Raw genomic sequence first — 11,057 nt, forward strand, 5'->3', positions numbered from 1 at the left:
GGAGGAAATGTAATGGTGCTAACCCGTGCTCGTACCGGTCGGAGGGCGCTTCTAGGCTGATGCTTTGCCCAGCCATGAAGATGACCGAGGGGGATGAATACGCAATGGGGGCCTACTTCCGCGTCGAAGTCGACGATCTCTCCAAGCTGATGCAGCGGATGAGGGACAGTCAGCAGGACATGCGCGAGGCGTTGCACGCCATGAAGGAAACCGGTCCGAAGACGACCGGCAGCAAGGACCTCGACCACGCCTGCGACGACTTCAACGACAGCTGGCAGGACGCCATCACCCGGATAACCCAGGGCGTCGAGGCCCTGGAGGAGAAGCTCGACCAGACCTGCAAGAACTACTCGGAGACCGACCAGGCCATCCGCGACATGTTCAGCGGGGCAGCGGCATGAGCGGCGACTTCTTCTCCTACGTCGTCGGCCACGACCCCGACTTCCCGGCCCTGGGCTTCAACCCGGCCCCCGGCAACCCCGACAACGTCGACGGCCTGGTCGGCAAGCTCAACAAGGCCGCCAACGCGATGGACAACGCCCACCGCACCCTCGTCGAGGTCGGCCGCGGCGGCAGCATCTGGGAGGGCGACGCGGCCCAGGCGTTCTCCGGCAAGATCGGCGAACTGCCCGGCTATCTGGAGGACAGCGTCGACGCGATGCGCCAGGCGTCCTCCGCGCTCAACAGCTGGCGCAGCCAGCTCTCCTCCTACCAGGACACCGCCCGCCGGTACGAGGAGGAGGCCCGGTACGCCAAGGACCGCCTGGAATCCGCGAAGAAGAGCCGCGAGCAGGCGTCCGACCGCTACGACAAGGCGTCCGACAACCCCGCCTTCATGCTGATCGGCCGGCACTTCGACGACCAGGCCACCTTCACCCAGGCGCAGAACCAGATCGACTCCGCCAACGCCGAGTACCAGGCCGCCGGAGACGCGCTGGAGAAGGCCAGCCGCGACCTCCAGGCCATCGAGGACGAGCTGGAATCCATCGTCAAGCAGGCCAAGGAGCTCTACTTCCACCACCAGGACGACGCGGGCCGCACCTCGAAGGCGCTGCGCCGGGCCAACCAGAACGCTCCCGACATCAGCACCTGGGAGAAGATCGGCAACAAGTTCAAGGACATCGGCAAGTCCATCAAGAAGTGGGCCACCGACCACGCCGAGACCCTCAAGAAGATCGGCGACATCGCCAGCGGCATCTCCGGCGTGCTCGGCATCGCCTCGCTGGCCACCGTGTGGTGCCCGCCGCTGTCGGCGGCCCTCGGCGTGGCCTCGGCCGGCGCCTCCGCGGTCGCGCTCGGCGCCCACGGCATGGCCAAGCTCGGCGGTGCGGACATCAGCCTGATGACCCTCGCGGGGGACGCCATCGGGGCCGTCCCGTTCGGGACCGGCGCCTTCAAGGCGGGCAAGGCGGCCAAGACCGCGATCACGGGCGCCAAGGCGGTCACCAAGGGCGGCCAGGTGGTGACCGAGGCGGTCGCCCCGGTCATCGTCAAGGGAGCGGGCTTCGTCGCCAACGGCGGGAAGGTCGCCTCGGCGGTCGGGCAGAACGTCGTCAAGGTCGCCGCGGAGGGCGGCATCATGCACAAGGCGCTCGGCCTCGCGGTCACCAAGACGCCGTTGCGGAACTTCGCCCTCATCCACGAGACGGGGGAGCTGGCCGGGAAGCTGTCGGTCAAGTCCCTGTGGTCGACCATTCCCCAGGGTGCGGTCAAGGCATACGGCCTGGCCGTGCACGCGCCCAACCTCTACCACCAGGTGACCGGATCATGACGACAGAACACACGCCGACCGGCCCCGAAGCGGCCGACCAGGGCCCGACCGGCCCCGCCGCAGAGGAGCCGGTCGACGGACCGGTCGTCTACTGGGACGTTCCCGTCCTCTTCCACTCGCTCGGCCTCGAACTGCCGGAGGAGGAACGGGAAGCGCACCTCGCCGAGGTGGCCCAGGAGATCTGGAGCGGCGGCACCGACTTCCAGCGCGAGACCGTGGCCTCCTGGTACCGGGACATCGCGCGGGACGCCGCCGAGTCCGGTGCCGTCTACTGCGGCTTCCTGCTCGGCGTCCTCGACGACGGCCGGATCAGCACCGGCAGCCTGGTCATCCAGAGCGAACAGGCCGACACCCAGGACGCCGACGCCGTGGCCGCCGCGATCGAGGAACTGCTCTCCAACGACCCCGCCAACGAGGTCTTCACCGTGGACGCCCCGGTCGGGCCGGTGGTCGTCGCCGCCTACGGCGCCATCAACGAGTTCGACGACGGCGAGGGCAACCGGGCCAAGCTCGAACTCGCCGAAGCCACCGCGTACATCCCGGTTCCGCAGGTCGACACCCTGGTCACCATGACGATCAGCACGCCCATCCTGAAGGAGTTCTCGGACTACATGGCAGCCCTGGCCACCGTGGTGGAGAGCGTCGCCCTCGTCCGCCCCGGCGAGCAGCGCACCGCGCCGGTGCTCAGCCAGGAATCGGCCAGCCGGATCACGGAGATGTTCGGGTGAGCACCGTGCACCCGCCGGCCCCGCCCGGCCTCGACACCGGCCCGCTGCCCGCGCGCGGGGTGATCGGGCTGCAACTGCAGTTCTGCCTGCAGTGGATCTGGCTGCCCTTCCGGGTGGCCCTCCACCTGCTCAACAACATGCCCAGCGGCGACTGCGCGGCCGACGGGCACGGTGTCGGCAAGTTCGTCCTCACGCCGAGCCGGTACCGCCTCGAACGCAGCGGCACCCGGGAGGAGTGGGAGGCGTGGGCCGAGCGGGCCCTGGACCAGGGCCTCACCAGCGCGATGGCCGGTGTGGTGGGGTACGTGAGCCACAACAACAGCACCCGCGGCAAGTGGAAGTACAAGGGGGACATGCTGGTGCCCGAGACCACCATCCGCAGGCGCTACTACCGGGGCATCGGCCCCGGAGGGCTCGCCGTGCTGGCGGCCCGCCGCGGCTGGCAGGTCGACTGGAGGTACGTGGGGCAGAAGGAGCTCCGCCTCTTCCTGCCCCCGCGGGAGGGGTCCGCATGAGCGCCTGGCACCCGCCGGCCCCGCCCGGCCTGCACACCGGTCCGCTGCGCAAGCGCGGGATCGTCGGACTGTGGCTGCAGTTCTGCCTGCAGTGGTTCTGGCTGCCCGTCTGGTTCTTCCTGAACGAGGGCGAGTTGGGGGCTGTCCTCACCCCGAGCCGGTACAGACTCGAACGGCGCGGCACCCGGGAGGACTGGGAGGCGTCGCTCGGGAAGACCCTGGACAAGGTGATCCCGGAAGCGCAGAGGCTCGTGCGCGTCCGGCAGGAGGCGAACGAGAGCGGCAAGTACCCGTTCGCCTTCGTCGGCCCGCTGCTGGTGCCCACGATCACGCTGTCCAGGAGTTCCTACCGGGGCATCGGTCTCGAAGGGCTCGCCGCGGTCGCTGCCCGGCGCGGCTGGCAGGTGCGCTGGGAGACGGCGCGCTTCCAGTACGTCGGCCTGTTCCAGGCGGAGGCCCAGCCGCAGCAGCCGCAGCCGCAGGGGTACCAGCAGCCGCAGCACCAGCAGCCGCAGGGATACCAGCAGCCGCACTCCTACCAGCAGCAGTACCCGCAGTCGTACCAGCAGCAGCCCAACCCCTACCAGCAGTAGTCCGGCCGGCGGGGGTGAGCCGTCAGCGGGCCCGGTCCTCCTCGAACGGCTCCCGGTGGAAGCGGAACCGGGCCCGCGGCGGCTCCACGTGCAGCATGAACTCGGCCACCGGGCCGTCGGGGGAGTGCAGGGTGCAGGCGTCCTCCAGCGGGCCGTAGACGCGTTCCCAGCCCTCCCAGTCCTCGGCCTCGGCCAGCCGGTGGCACTCGGCGAAGCCCGGGGCGAACTCCGGCCAGGCCGGGCCGGGGCGGAATTCGCCCTCCAGCCAAGGCATGTCCACCTCGTCGACCAGGATCTCGCCGACCGGTTCGGTGCCGCGCAGCAGGCGCCAGGTCTCTCGGGCGGACGGGGGCAGCGGGGGCAGCGGGGGCATCGGGTGCTCCGGGGGTGCGGTCGGCGGCGTCAGGGCGGCGCGCGGTGGGTTCACTCGGACGGGTGGATTGCGGAATCCGGGCGGCCCAGTGGGGTACGGGTGACCGCGGGCCCCTGGGCTCGTTAGGCATCGCGCCGAACTCTGTCGACGAACACCTTAGGGGCGGGACCCAGTGGCTCAGCCGTTCGAACTGCCGGACTTCTACGTGCCGTACCCGGCCCGGATCAACCCGCACTACGAGGAGGCGCGGGTCCACACCAGGGAGTGGGCGCGGGACTTCGGCATGCTGGAGGGCTCGGGCATCTGGGAGGAGCACGACCTCGACTCGCACGACTACGCGCTGCTCTGCTCCTACACCCACCCGGACTGCGACAGCGAGGCGCTGAACCTCGTCACCGACTGGTACACCTGGGTCTTCTTCTTCGACGACCACTTCCTGGAGATCTTCAAGCGCACCCTCGACCGCGAGGGCGGCAAGGCGTACCTGGACCGGCTGCCCGCCTTCATGCCGATGGACCTCGCGGACGGCTACCCGGAGGCCACCAACCCGGTCGAGGCCGGCCTGGCCGACCTGTGGCAGCGCACCGTCCCGCACATGTCGGCCCACTGGCGGGCCCGGTTCGCCGAGTCGACCAGGAACCTGCTGAACGAGTCGCTCTGGGAGCTGTCCAACATCAACGAGGGCCGGGTCTCCAACCCGGTCGAGTACATCGAGATGCGCCGCAAGGTCGGCGGCGCCCCCTGGTCGGCCGGCCTGATCGAGTACGCGGCCAACGCCGAGGTGCCCGAGTCGGTGGCGCACTCCCGGCCGCTGCGCGTCCTGCGGGACGCCTTCTCGGACGGCGTGCACCTGCGCAACGACCTGTTCTCGTACGAGCGCGAGATCGGCGAGGAGGGCGAGCTGTCCAACGGCGTCCTGGTGCTGGAGACCTTCCTCGGCTGCTCCACCCAGCAGGCCGCGGAGGCCGTCAACGACCTGCTCACCTCCCGGCTCCAGCAGTTCGAGAACACCGCGCTCACCGAACTCGCCCCGCTGGTCGTCGAGCACGCGCTGGGCCCGGAGGAGGTGGCCCGGGTCCTGGCCTACGTCAAGGGCATGCAGGACTGGCAGTCCGGCGGCCACGAGTGGCACATGCGCTCCAGCCGGTACATGAACGGCGGCGGCGCGGCCGCCCCCGCCACCGGCCCCCGGGGCCTGGGCACCTCCGCCGCCAACATCCGCCTCGCGGCGGGCATCCGCGGCCTGCGCAGCTTCGTCCACACCCCGCCCCGCGGGGCCGGCCCCGCGCCGCTGCCCGACTTCCCGATGCCGTACCCGCTCACGCTCAACCCGCACCTGGACGGCTCCCGCGAGTACGTCGTCCGCTGGGCCCGCGAGTTCGGCCTGCTCGACCCGGAGCCCGGCGTCCCCGCCTCCGACGTCTGGGACGAACGCAGGCTCCGCGACTACGACTTCGCGCTGTGCGCCGCGGGCATCGACCCGGACGCCACCCCCGCCGAGCTCGACCTCTCCTCCGCCTGGCTGACCTGGGGCACCTACGCGGACGACTACTACCCCGCGGTCTTCGGCCGCTCCCGCGACCTGCTCGGCGCGAAGGCCGCCAACGAGCGGCTGCACGCGCTGATGACGCTGGACGGCAGCCTCCCGTTCGCCCCGCGCAACGCGCTGGAGTCCGGCCTCGCCGACCTCTGGCGGCGCACCGTCGACCCGTTCGACCAGGCCGCCCGGGCCAAGTTCCGCAAGGCCGTGGGGGACATGCTCGACAGCTGGCTCTGGGAGCTCGCCAACACCGCCCAGAACCGCATCCCGGATCCGGTCGACTACATCGAGATGCGCCGCGCCACCTTCGGCTCCGACCTGACGATGAGCCTGGCCCGGCTCGGCCGCGGCGAGGCCGTCCCCGACGAGGTCTACGCGAGCGGCACCCTGCGGGCGATCGAGAACTCCGCGGCGGACTACGGCTGCCTGGTCAACGACCTGCACTCGTACCGGAAGGAGACCGGGTACGAGGGCGAGTTCCACAACCTGGTCCGGGTGGTGGAGAACTTCTTCTCCTGCGACCACCCCGTCGCCGTCGCCGTCGTGGCCGACCTGATGGCCTCCCGGCTCAGCCAGTTCGCGCACGTGGTCAAGGGCGAACTCCCGCTGCTCAAGCACGACTTCGGCATCGAGGGGGAGGCCGAGCAGGCCCTCGACGGGTACGTCCGCGAGCTGGAGGACTGGATGGCCGCCGTCCTCAACTGGCACCAGCGGTGCGACCGTTACACGGAGGACGTGCTGCGCCGGCACTTCGCCCCGAAGACGGCCCTCCCGGCGGAGCTGGGCACCTCGGCGATGCGGATCCTGGAGACGATCGGCCGCTGAAACGCCGGAACGGGGGCCGGGGAAGGATCCCGGAGCCCCCGTCCCGGTGAGCGGGTGCCGTTACTGCCAGCTGTCCTGCCGCGGCTGCGCCGGGGGCGCCTGGTGCGGGACGGGCGCCGGGGCCGGGCGGTGCGGCTGGTGGCGGTGGCCCCGCGGGTGGCGGGTGAGGGTGTAGCCGAGCACACCGGCCAGGGCGGCCAGCACGCCGCCGGAGACGGTCCACCACCAGCGGGTGTTCCAGCCGGAGAAGAGGTCCGAGTACCAGTGGCCCTCCTCCTCGGCGGGCGCGGCCGCGTACGTCGCGCTCGCGCTCGGCACCGGGGTCTGCGCCGCGGCGGCCGCCGTCGCCCCGGCGTTCACCGGCGGCACCAGCGGGGCCTTGAGCGAGCCGCCCTCGGGCTGGGCGTCGTCCGCGCCGCCCTTGGTGGCGACGTGCACGTGGACGGTGGAGGCCAGGCCGAGGTCGGTCTGCGGGATGTCCGTGCTGGACAGCCGGACGTAGTACGTGCCGGGCAGCGGGTCGCCGGACCAGGGCTCGGCCCAGGAGCGGATCTGCCGCAGCGTGCAGCTCAGCTCCACGGTGGCCGCGCTCTGCTCGGCGGTGCCGTTCTGCGGCCCCGCGGTGCAGGACTGCCGGCGGCGCAGGCCGTCGAACAGCTCGACCGTCCAGGTCTGCGGGCCGTGCCGGTCCGCGGCGTCCGGCAGGGTGACCTTGACCTGGACGGTCGGGGTCTGGCCCTCGGCGGCCGGGAACGCCCAGTACAGGTAGTCACCGGTGGAGACCGGGACGTCCGCGTCCTGGCCGGAGGCCAGCGTGGTCGCGGTCAGGAAGCTGGTGCCCACCGAGTCGACCACCGGCTTGGCGGTGCCGGAGGCCGACGCCGACGGCGAGGCGGACGGGGACGCGGCCGAGGCCGTCGTCGGGGCCAGCAGGAGCAGGCCGGTGAACGCGGCGGCCGCGGCCGCGGCGGTGCGGAAGGTGCGCATGGTCAGTTCTCCCGCCAGACCGAGATCCGCCAGCGTGCCAGCCAGCCGAAGACCAGACCGGCGAGCAGGCCGGCCAGGGTGAGGACGCCGAGCAGGATCCAGCCGCGGCCCAGGCCCATCGCGGGGCCGTCCGGGGCCGGGGAGGCCGCCGCGACGTCCACGGTCAGCTCCAGCGGCAGACCCGGGTCGGCCTGCACGGCCGCCTGCGGGGCGAAGGAGTTGCTGACCACCAGGCACACCGTCCGGGCGCCGGCGGTGGAGCCCGAGCCCTTCGACGGGGACGCCGAGGCCGGGGCCGCGTCGGAGTCGTCCTCGGCGGCGGACCAGCGCACGCCGGTCGACGCCACGTCGGTGCGGCCCGAGCCGGCGTCGCTGCCGCGCACCAGCTCCTGGCCGCCGCTGTCGGTGGCCTGCAGCAGCACCCCGTAGTCCCGGGCGACGGCCCGGTCCGGGGTGACGCTGACCGAGGCGCGCAGCTCCTCGCCCGCCTTCACCGGCACCCGGTACACCCGGTGCTCGGAGAACTTCTCCCGGTCGGTGTACACGCCGGGGGTCAGCACCGGGGCGTCCGCGCACGTGTCGGCGCCGGCCACCTGGGCCGGGGCGACGGTGTGGGTGTCCTGGGCGCGCTCGACCAACTGCTTGACGCGCTTGGTCAGCTGGTCCTGGCTGCGCACGTCGGTGAAGGTGCCGCCGGTCGCGTTGGCGATGCAGATCAGCTGCTGCCGGGTCTTGTCGTCGTGCGCCAGGCCGAGGGTGTCGACCACCAGGTGGATGCCCTGGCTGGCCAGTTCGCGGGCCACGTCGCACGGGTCCGGCGGGGCGCAGGTGTCCTCGCCGTCGGTGATCAGCACGATCCGGCGGGTGGTCGGGCCGGTGCCGAGGTCCTGGGCGGCGGCCCGCAGCGCGATCCCGATCGGGGTCCAGCCGGTCGGGCGGACGGTGGCGACGGCCGTCTTGGCCTCCACCTTGTTCGTCTTCCCGACGGGGTAGAGCTGCTGGGTGTCCTTGCAGCCCTCCTTCTGGTCGTTGCCCGGGTAGGTCGCGCCGAGGGTGCGGATGCCGAACTCGGTCTCCTCCGGCAGCGCGTCGATGACCTCCTTGATCGACTGCTGGGCGACCTCCATCCGGCTCTTGCCCTGGATGTCGATCGTGCGCATCGATCCCGAACCGTCCAGGATCAGGTCGACCTTGGGCGCCTCGGTCGGGGTGGTCGCGGCGGGCGGGGCCCCGGGCTCGTCGGCCTGCGCGGGGAAGGTGCCCAGCCCGGTGGCCACGACTATCGTCAGGGCCCCGAGCAGGGCGGCCGCGCGAGCCGTCCGTCGTGGTGTAGTGGGTGTGATCACCCGCCGATCCTAGGGCGTGTCAGACGATTCCCGCCGGGCGGTCGACGCCGGAGCACGCCCCTCGCCGGCTTGTCGTCAGTCACCTATGCTCCGCATGGATTTCTTCCTCCGCACCGCCGAGGCACGCCCTCCAACGCCGCCCGCTGATCCGACGGGAATCGTCAGACGCGCCCTGGGGCCCGTCAGTTCGAATCACCCAACGCGGGTGGTGGGCGGGCGCCTACCCTGAACGCACGGACAGGGCGGGGGAGGAGAGCGGATGACGGTGCGTCTGGCCGGGGTCGGCAAGCGCTACGGGCGCAGCGGCCGGTGGATCCTGCGGGACGTCGGCCTGGTGCTCCCGCCGGGCGGGATCGTCCGGGTCGAGGGCGCCAACGGCACCGGGAAGTCCACCCTGTTGAAGCTGCTGGCGGGCGTCGAGCGGGCCGACCGGGGCACCGTCGAGGTCGCCGGCAGCCGGGCCTACGTGCCCGAACGCTTCCCGCCCGCACTGCCGTTCGGCGCCCGCGACTACCTCCGCCACCTGGCCCGGGTGCGCGGCCTGGGTGCCGAGCAGGGCCGCCGCCGGGCCGACCACTGGCTGGAGCGCTTCGGCATCACCGGGTACGCGGACACCCCGATCGGCCGGCTCTCCAAGGGCACCTGCCAGAAGGTCGCGGTCGCCCAGGCCCTGCTCGCCGAGGCCGACCTGCTGCTGCTGGACGAAGCCTGGACCGGGCTCGACCAGGCCGCCCGCGGCGAGTTGGACGCGGCCGTCGCCGAACGGGCCGCCGCCGGCGGGCTGGTGGTGTTCGTCGACCACGACCCGGGCCGGCTGGCCGGGCTCACCACCGCCGGACACCTCGTCAAGGACGGCGCCCTGCACGGCGTCCCGGTCGCCGCGGCCGGGCCGGACGGCCCCCGCACGGTGATCGTGGTGCGCGCCGAGCGCCTCCCCGCGCACCTGCCCGGCAACCCCGGGCGCGAGCCGCTCGCCGACGGCGCCGTCCGCCTGGAGGTGGCCGCCGTGCACTCCGACACCCTGCTGCGCAGGCTGCTCAACTCCACGCCGCCGGTGCACGTCCACAGCGTGGCCGCCCCGGAGCCCACCGAAGGAGAACGGCCGTGACGCTGCGCGTGCTGACCCGGTACCACCTGGAGCTGCTGGTGCGCTCGCAGCGCTGGCTCGCCCCCGGGCTGGCGTACGTGGTGGTGCTGGGGCTGGGCCTGTCCGGCGGGGACGACACGGCGGGGGCGGCCGCCTTCTCGGCGGGCCTGCTGGTGCCGGTGGCGGGCTGGCTGGTGCGCGCCGCGGTGGGGGCGGAGCCCGCGCAGTCGCGGGCCTGCCTGGTCGCGGCGGCGGGCTGGCCGCGGGTGCACCTGGCGGCGCTGCTGGCGGCGGTGCTGGCCGGGCTGGGCCTGGGCCTGGCGGGCCTGGCGGCGGCGGTGCTGCTGGGCAGCGGCGGTTCGGGCGCGGCGGTCGCCGCCGGGGCGCTGGCGACGGTGGTGTGCGTGCTGTCGGGGGCGGCGGTGGGGGCGCTGTGCAACCGCCCGGTGGTGACGGGGGCGTACGCGGTGCCGCTGGGCCTCGGCGGGGTGGTGGCGGTGCTGCTGGTGCCGGGCTCGCCCGCGAACGCGGTGGTGCGGGCGCTGGTGCTGGGCGCCCGGGGCGCGCTGAGCGTGCCGTGGTGGACGCTCCCGGCGGCGCTGGTGCTCGCGGCGGCCTGCTGCTGGGCGGCGGTGGCGGCCGCGGTGCGGCGCGGCGACTGAGCGCCGGGCCCGCCGGCCGGAAACGGACACACCGACCAGATCGGATGAAATCCGGCGAATTCTGGTTAGGGTGCTGGAGGACGTGCCCGAAGCCTGTCGGAAGGAAGCCCGCCGTGAGCAACCTGTTCGCGATCGCCTACCCGGATGTCGCCACCGCGCAGAAGGTCCGTGACGAGCTGATCGGGCTGCAGAAGCAGAAGCTGATCGACCTGGAGGACATCGTGGTGGTCGAACACCGCGAGGACGGGAAGATCAAGCTGCACCAGGCGGTCTCCAACACCGGCATGGGCGCCGCCTCGGGCGCCCTGTGGGGCGGCGTGATCGGCCTGCTGTTCTTCATGCCGTTCCTGGGCGCGGCGGTCGGCGGCGCGACCGGCGCGGCGGTCGGCGCCTCCACCGACACCGGTGTGGACGACAACTTCATGCGCCAGCTCGGCGAGAAGCTGGAGCCCGGCAACGCCGCGGTCTTCGCCCTCGTCCGCTCGGCCACCCAGGACAAGGTGATCCCGGCGGTCGCGCAGTTCGGCGGCCAGCTGATCCAGACCTCGCTGAGCCACGAGGAGGAGGAGCACCTGCGGGAGATCGCCAAGGCGGCGTACCCGGCGTCCACGCTCTGACCCACCCACGGAC

12 protein-coding genes are annotated in these 11,057 nt (G+C 72.6%); 9 read left to right on the plus strand and 3 right to left on the minus strand.

Going from position 1 to position 11,057, the window contains the following annotated elements:
- Nucleotides 1–74: 74 nt before the first annotated feature.
- The 5 genes from ACFUEL_RS05140 to ACFUEL_RS05160 are packed head-to-tail and all read left to right on the plus strand — an operon-like array spanning nt 75 to nt 3,607.
- The gene (locus tag ACFUEL_RS05140) at nt 75–401 is read left to right on the plus strand and encodes a hypothetical protein (RefSeq protein WP_380234615.1); all 327 of its coding nucleotides are present in this window, start codon (nt 75–77) and stop codon (nt 399–401) included.
- Nucleotides 398–1,771: a putative T7SS-secreted protein gene (locus ACFUEL_RS05145; protein ID WP_380234616.1), complete on the plus strand. Its 1,374-nt coding sequence runs from the start codon at nt 398–400 to the stop codon at nt 1,769–1,771. The genes ACFUEL_RS05140 and ACFUEL_RS05145 overlap by 4 nt, the downstream gene beginning before the upstream one ends.
- The gene (locus tag ACFUEL_RS05150) at nt 1,768–2,499 is read left to right on the plus strand and encodes a hypothetical protein (RefSeq protein ID WP_380234617.1); all 732 of its coding nucleotides are present in this window, start codon (nt 1,768–1,770) and stop codon (nt 2,497–2,499) included. The genes ACFUEL_RS05145 and ACFUEL_RS05150 overlap by 4 nt, the downstream gene beginning before the upstream one ends.
- On the plus strand, nt 2,496–3,014 hold the full coding sequence (locus ACFUEL_RS05155) for a hypothetical protein (RefSeq protein WP_380234618.1): 519 nt from the start codon (nt 2,496–2,498) through the stop codon (nt 3,012–3,014). The genes ACFUEL_RS05150 and ACFUEL_RS05155 overlap by 4 nt, the downstream gene beginning before the upstream one ends.
- Complete coding sequence (locus tag ACFUEL_RS05160) at nt 3,011–3,607, plus strand: hypothetical protein (protein ID WP_380234619.1); 597 nt, start codon at nt 3,011–3,013, stop codon at nt 3,605–3,607. Before ACFUEL_RS05155 ends, ACFUEL_RS05160 begins: the two co-directional genes overlap by 4 nt.
- A gap of 22 nt (nt 3,608–3,629) precedes the next feature.
- Here the strand turns inward: ACFUEL_RS05160 and ACFUEL_RS05165 are convergent, their stop codons facing one another.
- Entirely contained in the window at nt 3,630–3,980 is a 351-nt protein-coding gene (locus tag ACFUEL_RS05165) for a hypothetical protein (RefSeq protein ID WP_380234620.1), read from the minus strand.
- Nucleotides 3,981–4,152: 172 nt separating this feature from the next.
- Here ACFUEL_RS05165 and ACFUEL_RS05170 point away from each other — a divergent pair, with 172 nt between their 5' ends.
- Nucleotides 4,153–6,345, plus strand: coding sequence for a germacradienol/geosmin synthase (locus ACFUEL_RS05170; protein ID WP_380234621.1), 2,193 nt, complete (start codon nt 4,153–4,155; stop codon nt 6,343–6,345).
- A gap of 60 nt (nt 6,346–6,405) precedes the next feature.
- Here the strand turns inward: ACFUEL_RS05170 and ACFUEL_RS05175 are convergent, their stop codons facing one another.
- Nucleotides 6,406–7,332 (minus strand): peptidase, encoded by a 927-nt coding sequence (locus ACFUEL_RS05175; protein ID WP_380234622.1) that lies wholly within the window; start codon nt 7,330–7,332, stop codon nt 6,406–6,408.
- Nucleotides 7,333–7,334: 2 nt separating this feature from the next.
- Nucleotides 7,335–8,678 carry a VWA domain-containing protein gene (locus ACFUEL_RS05180; protein ID WP_380234623.1) on the minus strand — a complete coding sequence of 448 codons (1,344 nt, stop codon included), beginning with the start codon at nt 8,676–8,678 and terminating at the stop codon, nt 7,335–7,337.
- Between the two features lie 259 nt (nt 8,679–8,937).
- On the opposite strand from ACFUEL_RS05180, the gene ACFUEL_RS05185 reads away from it, so the two are divergent.
- From ACFUEL_RS05185 to ACFUEL_RS05195, 3 genes are all read left to right on the plus strand, one after another.
- Complete coding sequence (locus ACFUEL_RS05185; RefSeq protein ID WP_380234624.1) at nt 8,938–9,786, plus strand: ATP-binding cassette domain-containing protein; 849 nt, start codon at nt 8,938–8,940, stop codon at nt 9,784–9,786.
- A complete protein-coding gene (locus tag ACFUEL_RS05190) occupies nt 9,783–10,427 on the plus strand; it encodes an ABC transporter (RefSeq protein ID WP_380234625.1) in 645 nt (214 codons plus the stop codon). Before ACFUEL_RS05185 ends, ACFUEL_RS05190 begins: the two co-directional genes overlap by 4 nt.
- 113 nt (nt 10,428–10,540) lie before the next feature.
- A complete protein-coding gene (locus tag ACFUEL_RS05195) occupies nt 10,541–11,044 on the plus strand; it encodes a DUF1269 domain-containing protein (RefSeq protein ID WP_380234626.1) in 504 nt (167 codons plus the stop codon).
- The last annotated feature ends 13 nt before the right edge of the window (nt 11,045–11,057 follow it).

It is taken from the genome of Kitasatospora sp. NPDC057198 (genome assembly GCF_042670125.1).
GTDB lineage: Bacteria > Actinomycetota > Actinomycetes > Streptomycetales > Streptomycetaceae > Kitasatospora.

Excerpts from the sequence above, each read along its gene's own strand:
- ACFUEL_RS05150 (WP_380234617.1), top strand. The coding sequence starts at position 1,768 with ATGACGACAGAACACACGCCGACCGGCCCCGAAGCGGCCGACCAGGGC.
- ACFUEL_RS05140 (WP_380234615.1), top strand. The coding sequence starts at position 75 with ATGAAGATGACCGAGGGGGATGAATACGCAATGGGGGCCTACTTCCGC.
- ACFUEL_RS05175 (WP_380234622.1), bottom strand. The coding sequence starts at position 7,332 with ATGCGCACCTTCCGCACCGCCGCGGCCGCGGCCGCCGCGTTCACCGGC.
- ACFUEL_RS05145 (WP_380234616.1), top strand. The coding sequence starts at position 398 with ATGAGCGGCGACTTCTTCTCCTACGTCGTCGGCCACGACCCCGACTTC.
- ACFUEL_RS05165 (WP_380234620.1), bottom strand. The coding sequence starts at position 3,980 with ATGCCCCCGCTGCCCCCGCTGCCCCCGTCCGCCCGAGAGACCTGGCGC.
- ACFUEL_RS05160 (WP_380234619.1), top strand. The coding sequence starts at position 3,011 with ATGAGCGCCTGGCACCCGCCGGCCCCGCCCGGCCTGCACACCGGTCCG.
- ACFUEL_RS05185 (WP_380234624.1), top strand. The coding sequence starts at position 8,938 with ATGACGGTGCGTCTGGCCGGGGTCGGCAAGCGCTACGGGCGCAGCGGC.